The organism is Halobacillus sp. SY10, assembly GCF_045401165.1.
GTDB classification, from domain to species: Bacteria; Bacillota; Bacilli; order Bacillales; family Halobacillaceae; genus Halobacillus; species Halobacillus aidingensis.
In genome coordinates this window covers 3913209-3932463 of record NZ_CP174345.1, presented here as the reverse complement: position 1 = coordinate 3932463, position 19255 = coordinate 3913209, and the positions used below count along the sequence as shown (strand labels likewise).

General features: G+C 44.4%; 14 protein-coding genes. 7 read left to right on the top strand and 7 right to left on the bottom strand.

Annotation, left to right across the window (positions count from 1 at the left end; translation table 11 throughout):
* Positions 1-31: 31 nt before the first annotated feature.
* The 3 genes from asnB to ACJA3J_RS19820 form a co-directional block, all read right to left on the bottom strand.
* Entirely contained in the window at positions 32-1915 is a 1884-nt protein-coding gene (gene asnB / locus ACJA3J_RS19830; RefSeq protein WP_406945079.1) for an asparagine synthase (glutamine-hydrolyzing), read from the bottom strand.
* Positions 1916-2024: 109 nt separating this feature from the next.
* A complete protein-coding gene (locus ACJA3J_RS19825; protein ID WP_406945078.1) occupies positions 2025-3185 on the bottom strand; it encodes a hypothetical protein in 1161 nt (386 codons plus the stop codon).
* Positions 3167-3715 (bottom strand): sigma-70 family RNA polymerase sigma factor, encoded by a 549-nt coding sequence (locus tag ACJA3J_RS19820; protein ID WP_244157225.1) that lies wholly within the window; start codon positions 3713-3715, stop codon positions 3167-3169. The genes ACJA3J_RS19825 and ACJA3J_RS19820 overlap by 19 nt, the downstream gene beginning before the upstream one ends.
* Positions 3716-4368: 653 nt before the next feature.
* Here ACJA3J_RS19820 and ACJA3J_RS19815 point away from each other — a divergent pair.
* From ACJA3J_RS19815 to ACJA3J_RS19805, 3 genes are all read left to right on the top strand, one after another.
* Positions 4369-5847 (top strand): phytoene desaturase family protein, encoded by a 1479-nt coding sequence (locus ACJA3J_RS19815; RefSeq protein WP_406945077.1) that lies wholly within the window; start codon positions 4369-4371, stop codon positions 5845-5847.
* A 62-nt stretch (positions 5848-5909) separates the two neighbouring features.
* Positions 5910-6083, top strand: coding sequence for a hypothetical protein (locus ACJA3J_RS19810; protein WP_167356094.1), 174 nt, complete (start codon positions 5910-5912; stop codon positions 6081-6083).
* A 158-nt stretch (positions 6084-6241) separates the two neighbouring features.
* Positions 6242-7768 (top strand): BCCT family transporter, encoded by a 1527-nt coding sequence (locus tag ACJA3J_RS19805; RefSeq protein WP_089653664.1) that lies wholly within the window; start codon positions 6242-6244, stop codon positions 7766-7768.
* A 110-nt stretch (positions 7769-7878) separates the two neighbouring features.
* Here ACJA3J_RS19805 and kynB read toward each other — a convergent pair whose 3' ends face one another.
* Genes kynB through recQ form a run of 3 tightly spaced genes read right to left on the bottom strand, consistent with a single transcriptional unit; the run spans position 7879 to position 11961 of the window.
* On the bottom strand, positions 7879-8508 hold the full coding sequence (kynB, locus tag ACJA3J_RS19800) for an arylformamidase (protein ID WP_089653661.1): 630 nt from the start codon (positions 8506-8508) through the stop codon (positions 7879-7881).
* Between the two features lie 14 nt (positions 8509-8522).
* The gene (gene kynU / locus ACJA3J_RS19795) at positions 8523-9800 is read right to left on the bottom strand and encodes a kynureninase (RefSeq protein WP_406945076.1); all 1278 of its coding nucleotides are present in this window, start codon (positions 9798-9800) and stop codon (positions 8523-8525) included.
* Between the two features lie 19 nt (positions 9801-9819).
* The gene (gene recQ / locus ACJA3J_RS19790) at positions 9820-11961 is read right to left on the bottom strand and encodes a DNA helicase RecQ (RefSeq protein ID WP_406946337.1); all 2142 of its coding nucleotides are present in this window, start codon (positions 11959-11961) and stop codon (positions 9820-9822) included.
* Between the two features lie 112 nt (positions 11962-12073).
* Here recQ and ACJA3J_RS19785 point away from each other — a divergent pair, with 112 nt between their 5' ends.
* From ACJA3J_RS19785 to ACJA3J_RS19770, 4 genes are all read left to right on the top strand, one after another.
* Positions 12074-13009, top strand: a complete 936-nt coding sequence (locus ACJA3J_RS19785) for an NADP-dependent oxidoreductase (RefSeq protein ID WP_115894798.1) — start codon at positions 12074-12076, stop codon at positions 13007-13009.
* Between the two features lie 761 nt (positions 13010-13770).
* A complete protein-coding gene (locus tag ACJA3J_RS19780) occupies positions 13771-15231 on the top strand; it encodes a circularly permuted type 2 ATP-grasp protein (protein WP_115894799.1) in 1461 nt (486 codons plus the stop codon).
* Positions 15224-16186, top strand: a complete 963-nt coding sequence (locus tag ACJA3J_RS19775; RefSeq protein ID WP_406945075.1) for an alpha-E domain-containing protein — start codon at positions 15224-15226, stop codon at positions 16184-16186. Before ACJA3J_RS19780 ends, ACJA3J_RS19775 begins: the two co-directional genes overlap by 8 nt.
* A gap of 23 nt (positions 16187-16209) precedes the next feature.
* On the top strand, positions 16210-17061 hold the full coding sequence (locus ACJA3J_RS19770) for a transglutaminase family protein (protein WP_115823431.1): 852 nt from the start codon (positions 16210-16212) through the stop codon (positions 17059-17061).
* A gap of 38 nt (positions 17062-17099) precedes the next feature.
* Here the strand turns inward: ACJA3J_RS19770 and brnQ are convergent, their stop codons facing one another.
* The gene (gene brnQ / locus ACJA3J_RS19765) at positions 17100-18419 is read right to left on the bottom strand and encodes a branched-chain amino acid transport system II carrier protein (protein ID WP_089653644.1); all 1320 of its coding nucleotides are present in this window, start codon (positions 18417-18419) and stop codon (positions 17100-17102) included.
* Between the last annotated feature and the right edge of the window lie 836 nt (positions 18420-19255).

Genomic DNA, 19255 nt, shown 5'->3' with positions numbered 1-19255 from the left:
GCCGGCAGCGTCTAAAAAGCTGCCGGTTTTGTTATGCATAAGCGAGATGGTTTTCTTCTTCTTGAAGATGTACCTCTTTTCCAAAATAGACTTCATACCATTGAATAAACACATAGACGGTCCAAATATAACGATGATGATTTCCTTTCCCCTCATAATGTTCGTCCAAGTATTGGACTAATGAATCGGTGTGGAAGAATTCCTGAGCTGTTTCAGACGTTAAAGATGCTTTCACCAAGTCATAGTATTTTTTCTGTTTCAGCCAATCGCGGATAGGAACTGGAAAACCGACTTTTTTACGGTTCGCCCATTCTTCAGGGAGCACAGCCTTAGCTGCTTCTCTCAGTGCATATTTCGTGTCCTTGCCATTGGCTCTTAAAGAAGGAGCGAGGGAGGACGCGACATCCATTACTTTTGCATCCAAAAAGGGGACGCGTAACTCAAGAGAGTGAGCGGAACTCATTTTATCAGCTTTCTGAAGGATATCCCCAGGAAGCCAATGATGAAGATCTGCGTATTGCATCTTCGTCGAATCATTCGCTCCGGAAACTTTGGCATAGGTGTCTGATAAAAGGTCTGCTGGTTTACGATTCTGCCGGTAAGCGGGTTTAAGGACTTCGTGAGCGTCCTCAGGGCGGAAGACTTTCGCATGTCCGATAAATTTTACTTCAATTTTCTCTCCGCCACTCCTCAAAAAGGTGGTGATCCTATTTTTAGGAAGCTTAGAAGAAACAGTGGCAATGGATTGGCGAATCGCAAACGGCACTTTTTCATAAATCTTCTGTTCAGGGCTGATCTTATACCAATCATATCCTCCGAAAAGTTCATCGGCTCCTTCTCCTGAGAGAACGACCGTTACATGTTCTTTAGCCAATTCACTTAAGAAGAAAAGAGGGACGGAAGACAAGTTCGCATGAGGTTCATCCATATGATATTGAATGGTCGGAACCGCCTGGAAAAAATCATCCGCTGAAATTAACCGTTTATAGTTTTTGACTGCTATTTTTTGTGATAACTCTTCAGCGAGTGTCGTTTCATTAAACATGCCTTCATAATCTTCAAAGCCGATCGAGAACGTTTTATTCGGTTTCAATAAGCTCGTCACATAGCTTGAATCAATGCCTCCTGAAAGGAAGGATCCCACTTCCACATCACTGATTTTGTGATGACGGATGGAATCATCCATCGCTTCCTGGATTTTCTCAATGGCTTCGTTTAAATCCGTTGTCTGCTCAGAATAAGAGGGCTCCCAGTAGGGTCTTATTTCAAAATCATTCCCATCATGGATCATATAGTGGCCGGGAGGAAGTTTGTAAACGCCTTTGAAAAATGTTTCCTCCATAGCCGAATATTGAAAGGTGAGATAAGGTTGCAGTGCTTCCTCATTGAAGGACTTGCAATATTGAGGGTGAGCAAGAAACGATTTGATTTCAGACCCAAATAAGAAGGATCCGTCTGTCGTTTCCTGTGTATAATAAAGCGGTTTGATCCCGAATGAGTCTCTGGCAATGAAGAGTTGTTTTTCAACTTTGTCCCATATGGAAAAAGCGAACATCCCCCGTAACTTCTGCAAAATATCCGTGCCGTATTGCTCGTATCCATGAAGGACAACTTCACTATCCGCCTGGCTATGAAACGTGTGCCCCTGTAGAAGTAAATCTTCTCTTAAGTTTTGAAAGTTATAGATTTCTCCATTGAATACCATCACATACCGTTCATTTTCACTACACATCGGTTGATTACCATTTTCAGAAACATCGATAATCGTCAGTCTCTGAAAACCTAAACTGATTTCTCTGTTTGTGTATGAACCTTGGTTGTCTGGTCCGCGGTGATGAATTTTTTCCATCATGTTCTGGATGAGGGCATGATTCTCAATGCCATTTTTATTGAAAATTCCAACAATTCCACACATGGAAATTCCTCCTTTTTAAAATCCTATACCTCATATAAGTAGGGAAGGGGATTGAAGCTCGCCTCCAGTCGGAAGCGGATCCCCGTACCCTTTACTTTTTTTCTGTTTACTACCACCGAACGTCCATACCTTCTAATTGTAAATCTTCGTAATTAGGAACAACGGCAGGATCGACCCTGACGATGTTCAAAGATTTCAGCTCAAGAATGTCTTCAGCCGTTCCTCTAAATGAGGAATTAATTAAATTCAAGTACGTGATGGTTTGCAGCCCTTCTTTGACACGACTCAAATCGTCGACGGTAGGACCGATGAAGGTTGCTTGATCCAAATAAGGAACTTCTTTTAATAACTCCCCTGGAATGATGGCTTGATTTAGCTTCAGCACGAAGAGCGACTGCATCGCTTTAAAATATTCAATATCTTCGTCTACTTCATAGATGCCGCTCAAATGGGAGGCGTTAATCGTCAATTCTTCTAAGTACAATAGGTCACGCTTGGTGATGGCCTCTGGCTCTTTATCTACAGATCTTGCAATGGAGCCAAGGATTAAGTCGTCCATGACAACGGGTTCATTAGGATTTTTAACATTGATGAAATTTCGCTCGCGCTCGTGTACTTTGTAGTTTTCTTCGATCAGATCCCCTTCTTCTGATAGGTAAAGGAGTGTCGCTTCATTTAGGTAGGTCCGCTCTCCCCCCTTTACCCAGTTAAGCTTCATAGAAATTTCTATCTCATCATTTTTAAAGGCATCTTTTGGGGGAGGCAGAGGGCCGTCGTAAGCAGGTGGATTTCCTTGTTCTTTCCGGCTGGCGAATGCATAATAACTCTCAAACAACTCATACTCGTTTCCATTTGCATTCTCTGTATCTGCTACTTTGGATTCAACTTCCGTACCTTCAAATTGATCAATGGCGACTTTCATTTTGCTTTTGCTCGGCATAGAGACAATGACTTCTTTAAGTTTCTCAACCTTTACATGGGTAGGTTCTTCTGGATCCGGATCAGGTGCAGGAGGCGTTTCTTCTACTGGTTCTTTTTCTTCTTGCGTCGGTGAAGAAGGTTGCTCAAACCAGTCCGTCTTTATAAAGGTATAAAAGGATCCGCTTAAAACAAAGAAAGCAAGAAGGACCGTAACAATTTTCGGAGCAGCAGGGAACCGTTGCCGTCGGTTCGGCTTGTTTTTATAAAAGCGCTCTTTATCTTTATCTGTGAATAAAGGATCCTCGCCAATTTGACGGTTGATGGCTTCTTTTATTTGTTGATGATCCACGGGTCTATCCCTCCTTCATCTGCCTTTTCTCTAAGCAGTTGACGTGCACGCTGCATCCTTGTTTTGATCGTGCTTAAAGGTGTGCCGGTCGCTTCAGCAATCTGTTTCTGCGTCATATCTTGCTGGAAAGTCAGAATCATGACTTCCCGGTATTTGATAGGGAGATGAAGGATGGCTTCCGCTATTTCATCCCACTGTTCCTTTTGGACGACTTTTTGCTCCGTGTAGTTCGGGTCTTTTTGCTCGCGCCATTTATCTGTAGCGATTTTGATGCGGTGAATAGGGGAACGTAAATAGTCTTTGCATCGGTTGATGGCGATTCTCATCGCCCATGTCTTCAATTGGGAATCTCCGTTGAACCTGTCCCACTTCCGATAAATCTGCAGGAGAACATCCTGAAAGATATCGTCTGTGGTATGGTGATTTTTCACATATGTAAAAATGGTTCGTTTCAACGATTCTCCGTATTGGTCCATTATGTACTCAACCGCTTCCTCGCGTGTGTAATGAGTTTGTGTATGTCCGGACACCAGGCTTTCCTCTCCTTTCCTCTTCATTAGACGAGCGTCTCATTCAAAAGGTCTGCAAAAATACAAATTTATTCAATAAATTCATAAATTATCTCCACTAAAGCTCCCGATTGTGGAAGACTCAGTTTCGAAACTTTTGTTGAGTGGAAGGGGGCTGCGGGGAATGACTCGCTTTCCGCGGGAGCGCGGTGAGCCTCCTCGGACTGCGTCCTGTGGGGTCTCACCAAGCACTTTTTTCCCGCAGGAGTCTCGCCATTCCCCTCCGCCCACTTGCCGGAAGAGATTCTCGAAACTACCTTCCAGTAATAGGAGCTTTTATGGTTAATAATCCTATTTCGACGCAGTTTAAGCAGGGTTACACAACACAACTAGGCAGTTTACTATAAGAGGGGTTTCGAGAACCTCATTTGGTATAGGGGCGGAGGGAAACGGTGAGACTCCTGTGGGAAGTGCGTGGTAGATGAGACCCCGCAGAGCGTTAGCTCGAGGAGGCTCATCACTCGCCCACGGAAAGAGAACCTTTTCCCGCAGCCCCTAGAATCACATAAAAGTCTCGAAAATGAGTCTTCCACAATACTGCCATATACTTCAAGAACATTCGTTACGCCTAAAAAGGGGGAGATGGGGGAAAAGAAGAGGAGGGAGGTGAGCGGATGATTTATGATGTTGGAGTTGTAGGTGCAGGCTTTGGTGGGCTGGCAGCTGCAGCTACACTCGCCAAAAAAGGAATGAAAGTTGCTGTCTTTGAAGCCTCCAATGAACTCGGGGGTAGCGCAGGCAAATTCGAACGAAACGGCTACCGTTTTCAGTCAGGGGCAACCCTTGGAATGGGATTTGAAGAGGGAGGGGTTCTCCATCGACTCTTCGATCAGTTAAACATCGATCCTCCTGCCATGACGTTATTGGATACGATCATGGATATTCACATGCCGGATCGCACCATTCACTATTTTCGTGAGCGAAGCCGCTGGTATGAAGAGATTCAACGAGTCTTCCCAACCCAATCTTCCGCTATACAGTCGTTCTATGATGAAGTATATAGGGTAGGAACGATGGTCGATCAGTTAACAGAAGATCTTCCTGTATTTCCACCACGAACCTTAAAAGATTTCATGCATTTGGTACCTTTCGTGAACAAAGATGCTATGAAACTTCTCCCATTCATGAACCAGACGGTAGAAGATCGTTTGAAAAAGTATGGCCTTCATAACCATCGTCTTTTCCGCGTGTTTTTGAATGGTGAGTTGATGGATAGCGTACAAACAAGCGTTGAATATTGCCCTGCGTTTTTGGGTTATGCTGCGTTACAAACCTTCCATAAAGGCGCTTATGCTGTACATGGAGGTCTTGCAGCGGTTGCCGAACGTTTGGCATCTTTCATTAAGCATTCAGGGAGCGACCTTTATATGCGTCATCCGATTCATAAAGTAGAGAAAAGCGGCCAACATTTTGAATTTCATACGAAACGTGATCGAGTATTTCGAGCGCAAAAGGTACTGTTGAACAATTCTGTTCACAACTTCCATGATACGGTATCAAAGGATATGGGTGAACAGTCCTATGTTAAAGCGTTAAAAGAAGAAAAAAGAGATTCATGGGGAGCGTTTATCATTCATGGAGGTGTGGAAGGGGCGGTTTTTGAGGGAGAAGACGCCATGTATCATCAGTTTATTGATCCGCAAAAACCGGACGACCTCCATGATGGGGGACAGTTTTTAATGTCATTATCTGACCCTCGAGATTCGTCGATGGCACCTGTCGGAAAGCGCTCATTGACGATTTCTACTCACACATCCATTTCACCCTGGTGGAATTCGGAACAATATGAAGCGGATAAGGAACAAATGAAGAATCGACTCCTGGATACGGTGGATTTTTACTTCCCGAGTTTTAAGGAAAAGTTAGACATTGTTCTTCCCGGGACTCCGATTACTTTTCAAAAGTGGTTGAGAAGGAAAAATGGAAAAGTGGGTGGATACGCGCCAACGGGAAAATACAGCTGGCTCAACAGTTATTCTATTCGCACCGGGATTCCGGACGTTTATCAGTGCGGGGATACGGTTTTCCCAGGAGCTGGAACGCTTGGGGTGACATTGTCTGGAATGACCGCTGCAAAGGAAATGACAAGATGATTAACGAAAAGCGAATAGGGAATAAGAAAATAAAAGGTGAAAGAAAAAGGAGATGAACTTGTATGTATAACGATGGAAGTAATGAAATGCCGGGATTTCAAACAAATCCGAATAACTATGATGAGTGCCAGCGTTGTGGCAAACCGCTTCAGATCAAAGAAGAGCGAGAAATTAATCTTTGTAAGGAATGTCAGAACATACAGGAAGATCATAAGGTAGAGTCCACAGAAGATTAAAGAGAAGCGATCTCTTGCTAGGGATCGCTTTTTTTATGCCGTTCTTCTCAAAAATCATTTCTCTAAAGGATAAAGGAAATATCTTTACACCATAATAAAAAGAGTGATAAAGTTGTAAATTGTGCATTCAAACACATTATGAATTAAAGGAGATAACTATGGAAAATAAAACATCAGGCCGTATTGACTGGCCGGTATTTGTAATAAGTGGAGGATTATTAGTCCTTTTCGTTATTCTTGCACTCATTGATATTGATTTGATTGAAATGATCGTTAGTGAAAGCTTCGCATGGTCAGCCAAGTACTTCGGTGCTTTTTGGCAAGTGCTCATGCTTGCCACATTCTTTGTTGGATTATATTTAGCCTTTTCACGTTATGGAAAAATAAGAATGGGGGATATGGAAAAGCCTGAACTGGGATTATACAAATGGCTATCCATCATTATGGCAACACTGTTGGCCGGCGGAGGTGTTTTCTGGGCTGCCGCTGAACCGATGTGGCACTTTTTGACTGTACCCCCGTCTCAGTCTGGAATTGAAGCCGGGACAGAAGCAGCAATCAACCCGGCCCTCGCGCAAAGCTTTATGCACTGGGGATTCCTGGCATGGGCTATTCTTGGTACGATTAGTGCGGTTGTCATGATGTACGGTCACTATCATAAAGGAATGCCAATGAAGCCTAGAACGTTGCTGTATCCGATTTTCGGCGAAAAATTACGCCACAGTTGGATAGGGACGATCATTGATGCCTTCTCCGTCATTGCTGTGGCGGCAGGGACGATCGGTCCAATTGGTTTCCTTGGTCTGCAAGCGAGCTACGGACTTCAGGAAATTTTCGGGATACCTAATCAGTTCAGCACACAGTTTTCCATTATTTTTGCCGTTGTAATCATCTCGACGATTTCAGCAGTCACTGGTTTATATAAAGGGATACAATTTTTAAGTAGCTTCAACGTCCGCATGGCCATTGGGCTAATGGCGTTCATCGTCATCTTTGGACCAGGTGGTTTTATCATCGACCACTTCTTAGCAGGATTTGGTTATTATGTTGATCAATTCATTCCTATGAGTACGTATCGAGGAGATGAAGGTTGGCTATCTCTATGGACCGTATTCTTCTGGGGCTGGTTCATCGGGTATGGACCGATGATGGCCATTCTTGTCAGCCGTATTTCAAGAGGCCGGACAATAAGAGAGATCATCATTGCCGTATCTGTTTTTGCTCCTGTTATTTCTACGTTCTGGTTTACAGTCCTAGGTGGATCCGGAATCTTCTTTGAATTGAACAATCCTGGTTCTGTATCCAACGCACTGAATGAAGCAGGCAACCCGGCAGCCATGTTTGCCATTACAGAACAGTTCCCATTGGCAAGCGTGATTTCGCCGCTATTCTTGCTTCTAACGATCCTATTTGTCGTAACGACGAGTGACTCCATGTCCTACACGATTGCCATGGCTGTCACAGGAGAAGGAAACCCACAAAGCTGGCTTAGAATCTTCTGGGCCGTATTGATGGGCGCGATCGCTGTGATTCTGTTAATTACAGGAGACAGTGGGATTACACAACTGCAAAACTTCATTGTCGTCACAGCTGTTCCAGTATCCATTCTTCTACTGCCAATGATTTGGCTCGCACCAAAAGTAGCGAAGAAGATGGCGATCGACCAACGAATCACGAAGAAATAATATAGGCTTACACTAAAAACACCTAGGGGATCCCTAGGTGTTTTTAGTACAAAATCTTCAGCTATATGTCAGTATCTTTGAAAACTTGATTACGGGATGTTTATTTGAGGCTAGGATGCTTCGATGGTTCGTAAGACGGCGCGGACGGGGCTGCCGTCGGCTTGCTCCATTTTTAATGGAAAAGCAAAAAGCTCATAAACTCCTTGCGACACCTGAGAAAGATCAATCCCTTCAAGAATCAGGATATCATTCTGGTACAGCGTGTGATGGCCTTTCAACTCTTTACTTGTTTCAGGGTCAACAGAAGGAGTATCGATGCCGATAAGGTCGATGCCTTGCTTTTTTAAAAATGGACCTACATCATCACCGATGACCGTGTAATGATCAGGGAAGCGGGTGCGGTCTTTCCAACTGTCCGTATGGAACAAAACTTTACTTACCTGACTCAAGTCTACGCCTTCCAACAGCTTTTTAGTGATGACAGGGTCATCTTTTACGGAAACGACCAGAGCTTGACCGGAAAATCGATCGACGGGAAGATCTGCGATTTTTAAGCCAGCTGAATCATAGTGATAGGGGGCATCCACGTGGGTCCCAATATGGTTGCTGCCTTTGAATTGGCCGACATTGACCGATCCCGTATCTTCCATGGACCACGTCAGCTTGTATTCAAACGGCTCGTCTCCCGGCCAGGGAGGCGTATCATTGTTCAGTGGCATTGTAATATCGATAAATTTCATTATCACAAACCTCCTTAGGCGATGGTGTCTCTTTCATTTTTGAATTGCTTTTGTTTTTCATTCTCCATGATGTCTTTCAAGCGTAACACGACGTCATACACATCTTCGTAAGACGTATAAAAAGCGATCGGGGCAAGGCGGATGACGTTCGGTGAACGGAAGTCGGGAATGATGGCTTCTTGTTTTAATGCTTTACAGATACTTGCCGCCTCGTCATGGACGAGACAGACATGGCCTCCACGGCTTTCATCATTCAAAGGGTTGCCGATTTTGAAGCCATAACCTGAAAGCTCCTGGTGGATAAGGTCCATCAGTAAACGAGTGAGCTTTAGTGATTTTTCTCTAATCTGTTGAATGCCCGCTTCTTCAAAAAGTTCCAGTGACCCTATGAGAGGCGCTGAACTGAGCACATGAGGCGTTCCGATTTGGAATGCTCCTGCGGTTTCTGCAGGAGTTAGTTCGTGGCTCATATCGAACTGCTTGTCTTTGTCCGAACTGAACCAACCTGCAAGTCCTGGCCTTTTGCCGAGGTGTTTTTTGTTCACATACAGTCCGCCGACCCCGCCAGGTCCACTGTTCAAATACTTATACGTACACCAGACAGCAAAGTCGACGCCCCATTCGTTCAAGCGGTGAGGAAGAGCACCGATCGAGTGGGCAAGGTCAAAGCCAACGATGATGCCATATTCATGAGCTGCCCTTGTTATTTTTTCAATATCGAGCAGTTGGCCACTACGATATAAAACGGAAGGCAGGAGAAGTACAGCGATGTCTTCGTCCATTTCTTTGATGATGGTATCTTCCGATAACGTATAGCCATCCTCACTTTGGACACGAATCAAGTGTTCTTCCGGGTCTAACCCGTGCCATTTGATTTGGCTCTTCATGGCGTGAATGTCAGACGGGAAGTTTAGTTCATCTGCGAGGATTTTCGTCCGTTTTCCTTCTGGCTTATAAAACGTCGCCAGCAACTGATGAATATTTGATGTAATAGAACCGGTATTGATGACTTCTTCTGGTTTCGCCCCGATGAGAGGAGCAGTCAGTGCCCCGATTTTTTCTGACATGTAAAACCAAGGTTCTTCTCCTTCGGTCCATCCTCCGATGGCATGTTTCTTCCAATCATTCAGGGAGGTTGAGAGGGTTTCTTCAGAACGTTTCGAAAGCAGACCTAGGGAATTTCCATCCATGTAATAAAATCTTTCTTGGTAAAATTCACGTTTGAAAGGTTGAAGCGGGTCATGTTGGTCCAATGCTTTTACATCTTCTCTTGAGATTACAGGTTTAGTCATAAATCTTCCTCCTCAACTATCATTCATCCATCAAGTTATGCTTCACAAGGACGGCCTTGATCATAGAGTAGGAATACCCCTCAGGCAGAGATTCTTTCAAGGGTTTCAATTTATGTTCCTCCATTTGATCATAGGCCTGCACAATGTTGCTTTCTTGTTCTTCATCAAACCATCGGCTCCAATCGATCTCATTTCCTTCTTTTCCAGCTCGGAAAATATGGTTCTCAATCGTTTGTTTGCCTATACCCCTTTCTTTGGCTATGTCTTTCACATCATTTCCTTGTATCCAAAGGTCGTAAGAAATATGGTGACTGGGGCGGTCATCAAACGGGTCTTTCTGTTGGATTGAAGGTTCGGTCGAACGAACCGGCGTAGGCTTCGTCTCCGTCTCTTGTGCCCAAGGTCGTAATTTCTCAAGAAACTGTTCTCCATACTTCTCGAATTTCTGCTCCCCTATTCCTTTGATGTTCATCATCTCTTCTTTGCTTTCTGGGAGATAGATGGTCAAGTCTTTGAGTGTGGCATCAGAGAAGATGACGTAAGGGGGAAGGTTGCTTTCATCTGCAATCGATTTACGTAACTGTCGCAACTCTTCGAAGTATTGCTCATTGTATTCGGTTTTCTGTTTTTTCGTTGTGGATTCAACAAGCATAAGAACAGGCTGGTTGCCTTTAATGACAGAAACGGCTTCATTCGTCAGCTTTAATGAAGGATAACGTCCTTCGCCTGTCGATAGGTAGCCTTCCGCCGTTAAAAACTGAATGAATCGAGTTAATTCTTTTTCTGTATAATTCGGCATAATGCCATAGGTCGATAAATCTTGGAATCGAAACTGTTTCACTTTTTGGTCAGAAGAACCTTTGAGTACCTTCGCTGTCAGGCCGGCTCCGAACCTTTCGCCCATACGTTTCACACAGGATAATACCATTTGCGCTTCTTTTGTCATATCCTGCTCTTCACCATCGTGGGTGCAATTCGTACATTTACCACACGGCTCGGATTCTGTCGGATCATCAAAATAGTCAAGAATGTATTGCTGCAAACAGGAGTGGGTATGGCAATAATTCACCATCGCCTGGAGTTTCGTGTACTCATCCTTTTTCTTTTCTTCATTTGGTGACTGGTCGATCAAAAACCGTTGCAGGTTGATATCCTGACTTGAAAAGAGCAATACACAATCACCAGGCTCACCATCACGGCCAGCACGACCAGCTTCCTGGTAATAAGATTCAATATTCATCGGCATGGAATAGTGAATAACATAACGGACATTTGATTTATCGATGCCCATCCCGAAGGCGTTGGTTGCAATCATCGTGGTGATTTCATCCTGAACGAAATCCATCTGTGCTTGCTTTCTTTGATGCTCTGTCATTCCTGCGTGATATTTTCCAGCAGCAAATCCTTTTTTCGTTAAAAGGTAATGAAGCTGGTCAGCATCTTTTCGTGTGGCTGTATAGATGATGCCGGATTCATTGGGGATCTGAGTCAAATATTCGCTGATGAATTCTCGTTTGTCACGGCCTTTGATAATACGAAAAGATAAGTTGTCCCTTGCGAATCCAGTATTAATGACGTTTGTATCCTCGACATCGATCAACTCTTTAATGTCCTTAATTACTTCCTGGGTCGCTGTAGCGGTTAGAGCCATAAGGACAGGAAGGTTTGCAACTTTTTTCAAGGTAGGAACAATCGATCGGTAGCTTGGACGGAAGTCATGTCCCCATTGGGAAATACAGTGCGCTTCATCAAAGGCAATCAACGAAAGGGGAATGCTGTTGATAGCGGCCAAAAAGTTGGGTGAGTCAAACCGTTCAGGAGCGACATACACAAAGGAATAGCGGCCGCTTTCCATATCCCGCAGCCTTTGTTGCTGCTCTGTATGAGAAAGGGAGCTATTAATATAAGTAGCGGCGACCCCATAGGAATGGAGGGCATCCACTTGGTCTTTCATCAAAGAGATCAAGGGGGATATGATGATCGCTGTTCCTTGCAAAGTGAGTCCGGGGATTTGATAGCAGAGGGATTTTCCGCCTCCTGTCGGCATGACGGCCAGTGTGTTCTTTTGATCTAAAACATGAGTAATGGCCTCTTTTTGACCAGGGCGGAACGAGGAATAACCGTAGTATTGGTGGAGAATTTTTTCGGCCTGTTGAATCATCGTGATCATCCTTTTATACATAATCTTCTTTCTCCCACATCTTATCATGTTTCACGTGAAAACTGTGGGGAAAACTATAGAAGTCATACCTCTTAAAAGGAGCGATTATAATATGAAAGCCATTGTTATTGAGCAATATGGAGATAGAAATCAACTAAAAGAAAAAGACGTGGATTTTCCTGTTCCAAATGAGAACCAGGTCATCGTGGAATTGCACGCAACATCGATCAATCCCATCGACTGGAAGCTTAGGGAAGGTTACTTAAAAGAAATGCTGGACTTTGATTTTCCTATCATTTTAGGATGGGATGCTGCAGGAATCGTCGCAGAGGTTGGTTCTGCAGTGGAAAACTTCAAAGTAGGAGATCGAGTTTTTGCTCGTCCGGATACAACACGATTCGGAACGTATGCAGAGTACACAGCAGTGGATGAACATCTTCTAGCACATCTTCCTGAGAACGTTTCTTTTGAGGAAGCGGCAGCGGTGCCATTGGCAGGACTTACTGCATGGCAGTGTTTAGTGGATTTTAGCGATATTCAGGAAGGAGATCATGTGCTCATACATGCAGGGTCAGGTGGTGTCGGCCATTATGCCATTCAAATTGCGAAGCAAAAAGGTGCTTATGTAGCAGCGACAGCCAGTGGAAAGAACCAGGAGTGGGTAGAGAAACTGGGTGTCGATCGTTTTATCAATTATAAAGAAGAGGAATTCTCAGAGGTGTTAAGTGATTACGATATCGTCCTTGATACTCTTGGTGGAGAAATCCAGGAAAAAAGCTTTTCTGTCCTGAAAGAAGGTGGGCGTCTTCCGTCCATTGTCCAGCCACCGGATGAAGACCTCGCTGCCAAACATGGAGTGAAAGCAGGATTCGTCTGGCTTGAGCCGAGCGGAGAGAAACTGACAAAACTCGCTTCCATGATGGAAGAAGGAGATTTAGTATCTGTCATCGGACATCGTTTCGACCTCAGCGAGGAAGGTCTAAAAGAAGCCCATAGCGTCAGCGAAACCCACCACGCCAAAGGTAAAATTGTCATCAACATCAAATAGTGTCTACCATTTCCCACCGGACCAGCTCATCCCTTAAAACAGATGAGCTGGTCCGTCTTTCATCAGAAAACCTCTACGTAGTTTTCACTTAAGCTCCCGTTTATGGAAGACTCGATTTCGAGATAACCGGGGTTCGTGTTTGCCGGAATGGGAGTCAGGGGTGGTTGAGAAGCCACTCGCTTTCCTGTGGGGGAGCGCCGAGCTTCCTCAGGCTATCGCCTTCCGGGATCTCGCCTATCTCCTTCTCCCACGGGAGTCTCGCAGCTTCCCAACCACCCCATTCGATGCATGTGAGAAACGAACCCCTTTACCACAATGGGGCGTCTCCCACCCTCACTTAGATGCAGGAATAAAGCGCTCTATATCAAGCTTTCATATTCGGATTCACACTGGGGAGAGTATTATATTATCCACTTCGCTTGAGCATACCAGCAGAGTTTCCGAGAAATGGTTTCGAGACACTTCCATGGTAAAAGGGCGGAGGGGAATGGCGAGACTCCTGCGGGAAAAGAGTGCTAGGTGAGACCCCGCAGGACGGAGTCCGAGGAGGCTCAACGCGCTCCCGCGGAAAGCGAGTCATTCCCCGCAGCCCTATCCACTTACACAAAAATCTCGAAACAGAGTCTTCCACAATCTTGCCATTTACTTTAATAACTCTCATAAGAAACGACAATTGTTGTGTAAATTTTCTTACAATTTATGAGTGGGTGGAGTAAACTAAGGGTAAAGGATTTGTAGTAAGTAGGAATGGAGGAGAGGTCGTGCTAACTAATTATCAAACGGGTGTTTACTTTGATGAAATGATGAAACAGGGTGGTGAGCCGAAGAAACACTACCAATGGTTTTATCAACTGGTCAATCAATTTACAGAACGCGATTTGATGAAAAAGCATGAAACAGCTCAGCTTAATTTTCTTAGACAAGGCATTACATTCACCGTGTACAACCACACAGGAGGTACAGAGAGAACGATGCCGTTTGACTTTGTTCCGATTATCATTCCGAGGCAAGATTGGGAAGAGATTGAAAAAGGGATGAAGCAGCGGATGACCGCGCTCAATCATTTTTTAGAAGATATTTATCATGATCAGGAAATTGTAGAAGCGGGAGTCATTCCGAGAGAGTTGATCGAGAACAATCCTTATTACTACAACAAACAAGTCAGTGGCATAGATATCCCTTTAAGGAACCATATATTCCTTGCAGGAGTAGATTTAATTAGAGATGAAAAGGGTCAATACCGGGTATTGGAAGATAACTTGCGTAATCCTTCAGGAATGTCATATGTTTTCCAAAATCGGTATGTTATGAGACAAGTGTACCCTGAATTGTTCTTCCAACATTCTATCGAAACATTGGAGCATCAGTTGTCAGAACTTCACCAGGCGGTAACCAGCCATCTGCCTGCCAATGCAAACCCTCATAAATCGCCCACCGCTGTTTTATTGACGCCGGGGATTTATAATTCTGCTTATTATGACCATGTCTTTCTTGCTCAACAGATGGGAATTGAACTGGTAGAAGGAAGAGATATGATTGTCAAAGATGATGTTGTTTACATGAAGACCATCAAAGGGTTAAAACGTGTGGATATAATTTATAGAAGAATTGACGATGATTTCCTTGATCCGGAAGCGTTCCGTCCTGACTCTGCTCTCGGAGTACCCGGGTTGCTCAGGGCTTATCGAAAAGGAAATGTATCGATACTTAACGGCATAGGCAATGGCGTTGCCGATGACAAGGCGATGTATGTTTATGTACCTGATATGATCCGCTTCTACCTTGGGGAAGATCCGATTATCCCGAACGTTGAAACATACTTCCTTAGTGATCCTGAACGTCTGGATTATGTGCTGGATCACATTCATGAACTGGTTGTGAAAAATGTCGGTGCATCAGGCGGGTATGATATGTTAATTGGTCCGCAGTCGGATGAAAGTGAACGTGAGGCGTTCAAGAAGAAAATTATAGAAAATCCTCATCAATATATCGCTCAACCGACCATTAAATTATCAAGAGCTCCTGCGTATCAGGAAGGTAGATTTTATCCATGTCATGTAGATTTACGCGTGTTTGTCATGAATGGAGAAAAGACGAATGTACTTCCTGGAGGGTTATCACGAGTAGCTCTCAAAGAAGGTTCCCTTGTTGTGAACTCCTCTCAGGGTGGGGGAGGAAAAGATACGTGGATCTTGACAGAAAGTGGTGATCAACATGCTTAGTCGTGTAGCAGATTCTCTTTACTGGATGTCCCGAAACATAGAACGAGCCGAAAACAATGCAAGGGTACTCAGTGTCCAGCTCATTCATATGTTGGAGGCACAAAATCAGGAGGCAGCGGATCGCGACTGGGAAGAAATTGTGGAAGTCTGTGCGTCCGCGAAAGATTATTACAACCTGTACGATCGTTTAGACAGGGAAACACTTATCCAATACTTGACCATCAGTCCATTTAACGTCAATTCTCTTATGAATAGCATGAATTATGCCCGAGAGAATGCCCGTTCGACAAGGGATATCCTTCCCGAAGAACTTTGGGAAGTGTTAAATGCATTCCATTTGGACCAAAAGGATTGGCAGGAGCTCCCGAATACGAGGCAGCATACCCAGGATTACTTGGCTCAAGTGATTAAAACTTCGATGACATCACAAGGAGTCATTGAGTCCAGTATGAGCCGTGGAACTCCTTATACTTTTATTAAAGTTGGGAAATGGTTGGAGCGCGCTGAGAAAACAGCAAGAATATTGAATGTGACCTGTGAAAAGAACAGAAAAGAAGCCGATATCCCGACAGATCATTACTATTATTGGCTTACAGCTCTGCAGTTTCTGAATGGATATGATGCGTATATTAAAGAACACCCACCTACAATGGAATCGAAGCATGTCCTCAGCTTTTTAATTAAAGAGAGGACGTTCCCAAGATCGATCCGATACTGTATGGATCATGTCCTCGAAGCGGTTGACAAGCTTGAAGGTGGGAAAATCTCTCACTATTCTGAGGATCTTTTCCAAATGCTTGAACTCATTCGGGAAGAAATTACGAGTACGAACATTGAGGAGATGGATATGAATGAGCTGATGTCGTTTCTCGACCACTTCCAAGATCGATGCATGACACTGAGTCGCATGTTCTCACAAACCTATTATTTAATTGAACCCGTACACGCCAAGTAAAGGCTATCCAGGAGGAATACGCTGTGAAATTCCAAATTGAGCACACCAATACGTTTTATTATGATAATTTTGTCGATCAGAGCATGAATCATATCCGCCTGAAACCGAGGACGGATGAATGTCAGAGGCTGCTTGCTTACCGGACTGAAATCACTCCAGGATCGATGACGAAAGAACATATCGATCTATGGGGGAACCATGTGGAGACTTTTTTCATTCCTGAGAAGCATGAACATTTAACATTAAAAACGACATCGACGGTCAGCATTCAAAAAAGTCCATTCATCCGTATGATCGAATGTTCGGATGAAATGCGTACAATCTTTCACTCGGAACTTTTCCGTCGCCATTACCTGGCTTATTTGAATGAAACACCGTATACATTCTTGTATAAAGAACAAATCGAAGAAATTTTCAATGAAGTTGGAGACGCCAGCGATCCAATCCGCTTTTCTTTAAGGTTGATGGAGTACATCAATCAATCGATCCGGTACGATACGACGACAACCCAGGTCAATACCAAGGCCTACGAATCATGGCCGTTAAGGAGCGGGGTGTGCCAGGATTATGCACACGTTATGATTGGGGTCTTAAGATCACAGGGGATACCAGCCCGTTATGTGAGTGGTTACCTGTATGTCGGAGAAGATTCAGCGCTTGTGGGTGATGCGGCCACACATGCTTGGGTGGAAGTGATGGTACCCGGAATCGGCTGGATTGGTTTGGATCCTACGAACAATGTGGAAGCATTAGAACAGCACATCAGAATTGGTACAGGAAGGGATTATGCTGATGTCAGCCCACTTCAGGGAGTATATCGAGGCGGCGGTCAGAACCTTGATGTGAAAGTCAGCGTAACGCTTCTGGATCAATAAAAAAATCCCTCTCCACCATGGAGAGGGATTTTCATACGTTAACCGTTCTGAAAGCTTTCTTTATGACGGGGTTCTCCTTTAAAGTAATCAATCAAAAGCCCAACGACGCCGCCAATAATGGCAGGGAAGACCCAGCTTAAATTCAATTCGAATAAAGGAAGTTGACTGATCAATGGCTCGATGCCAGAAACATCGGCGCCAAAAGCCACGAGTCCGTCATAGACCCCTATGATGGCAGTCAACAAAATGGCTCCTCGATACACATAAGGAGAGTGGTTAAAGAGCGGGCTCATGAATGTAAGGGCTACGAGAACAATGGTGATCGGATAAACGAACACAAGCACCGGGACAGAATAAGCGATAATTTGATTCAATCCGATATTGGATATAGCGAAACTGATCAGAGTAACTACGATTGTGACATGTTTATAAGTAAGCCCTGGCACACGTTTTGAAAAGAACTGGCCACAGGCGACGGTCAGACCGATACATGTCGTCAAACAGGCAAGTCCTACAATCACACCAAGTAACAGCGTTCCTACATCTCCATACATGATTTGTGCAGCACCAGCAAGGATGGCACTTCCATTATCAAAAGACCCTTCCGTTGCCATTCTAGCTCCGATCCAACCAATGGCTACATAGACAGTGGCTAGACCGATGGCAGTCACTAAACCTGCTTTTAGTGTTCGAATGGTCAACGTTTTAGGATCAGTAACCCCACGATCGCGGAAGGATGAAACGACGATAATACCGAAAGCAAGAGAAGCAATGGCATCCATGGTCAAGTAACCTTCAATGAATCCTGTAAAGAAAGGTTGTGCCTGATATTTTTCACCGGCTGGTTGAATAGGACCATCAAGCAGAAAGAAGCTTCCAATGACAAGACCAAGGATGGCCAAGAACAAAGCAGGGGTTAAAATTTGTCCTACGCGATCCACGAGTTTAGATGGATTGCGGCTGAGCCAATAAACGAGTACAAAAAATAAGACCGTAAAAATGAATAATGTCAACGATTTTCCGTTCGTAAATGGAACGATGCCTGTTTCAAAGGCGACGTTTGCGGCCCTCGGAATGGCAAAGAAAGGTCCAATGACAAGGTAGACCATCGATGTGAATAATAATCCGAACATCGGGTGGACGCGTCCAGCTAATTGAACAGCGCCGTTACGTACAAGCGATATAGCCGCTACGGTAATAATAGGTAACCCTACACCAGTAATAACAAAACCGAATATAGCCGGGAAGTAGGATGTTCCTGATTCAATACCGAGGGAAACAGGATAGATCAAGTTTCCAGCACCGAAAAACAAAGCGAACAATGTGAATCCAATAAAAATTGTGTCTCTTGCTTTCATACTGGCTCCTCCTCATAGATGTCTGTATATTTTGCGTAAAAAAAGCGCTCTTATCCAAAAGATGAGCGGCAATAATCAAGGCTTCTGCATGATTTTCATTATTGAAAAGTGAATGAGATTAACGCACCGCCGTAATACTATCAATGTCACACCTTTCTGTCAATTATTTTTTTAGAAAATTTAAAAGGTTATGATTACCATACCATTTTTTGTGGGATTGCCTTACAAATTAAGGGTTTATTCAGCAATATGGCAGAATTCTTGAAGACTCAGTTTCGAGACTTTTGTGTAAGATGGATCGGGGAGGCGGGGGATGAGTCGCTTTCCGTGGAAGCTTGGTGAGCCTCCTCGGACTGCGTCCTGTGGGGTCTCACCAAGCACTTTTTTCCCACAGGAGTCTCCCCATCCCCCGCCTCCCCTTGCCATATAAGTGTCTCGAAACCACTTCTGAAATCATCCGCATTTACTCAGCGAAAGTAAAGGGATATAGGTTCCACCGCCGCTACTTTGTATGTAAAAGCTTGATATAGAGCGCTTTATACCTACTTGCGAGAGGGGTGGAAGACGCCCTATCTTGGTATAGGTGCGTTTATCTCCTGCATCGAATGGGGTGGTTGGGAAGCTGCGAGACTCCCGTGGGAGAAGGAGATAGGCGAGATCCCGCAGGACGCAGTCCGAGGAAGCTCGGCGCTCCCCCACAGGAAAGCGAGTAGCTTCCCAGCCACCCCTGACTCCCAATACGGCTAAACGAACCCGGAAACAACTCGAAACTGAGTCTTCCACAAACGGGAGCTTTAGTGGGAAGTATTTTACAGACAATTTAGTTTACAGATGAG

What these genes read in the sequence shown, in the direction of transcription:
- brnQ (WP_089653644.1), bottom strand. Translation starts at nt 18,419, where the DNA reads ATGAAAGCAAGAGACACAATTTTTATTGGATTCACATTGTTCGCTTTG.
- ACJA3J_RS19775 (WP_406945075.1), top strand. Translation starts at nt 15,224, where the DNA reads ATGCTTAGTCGTGTAGCAGATTCTCTTTACTGGATGTCCCGAAACATA.
- ACJA3J_RS19785 (WP_115894798.1), top strand. Translation starts at nt 12,074, where the DNA reads ATGAAAGCCATTGTTATTGAGCAATATGGAGATAGAAATCAACTAAAA.
- ACJA3J_RS19815 (WP_406945077.1), top strand. Translation starts at nt 4,369, where the DNA reads ATGATTTATGATGTTGGAGTTGTAGGTGCAGGCTTTGGTGGGCTGGCA.
- ACJA3J_RS19805 (WP_089653664.1), top strand. Translation starts at nt 6,242, where the DNA reads ATGGAAAATAAAACATCAGGCCGTATTGACTGGCCGGTATTTGTAATA.
- ACJA3J_RS19810 (WP_167356094.1), top strand. Translation starts at nt 5,910, where the DNA reads ATGTATAACGATGGAAGTAATGAAATGCCGGGATTTCAAACAAATCCG.
- asnB (WP_406945079.1), bottom strand. Translation starts at nt 1,915, where the DNA reads ATGTGTGGAATTGTTGGAATTTTCAATAAAAATGGCATTGAGAATCAT.
- recQ (WP_406946337.1), bottom strand. Translation starts at nt 11,961, where the DNA reads ATGATTCAACAGGCCGAAAAAATTCTCCACCAATACTACGGTTATTCC.
- kynU (WP_406945076.1), bottom strand. Translation starts at nt 9,800, where the DNA reads ATGACTAAACCTGTAATCTCAAGAGAAGATGTAAAAGCATTGGACCAA.
- kynB (WP_089653661.1), bottom strand. Translation starts at nt 8,508, where the DNA reads ATGAAATTTATCGATATTACAATGCCACTGAACAATGATACGCCTCCC.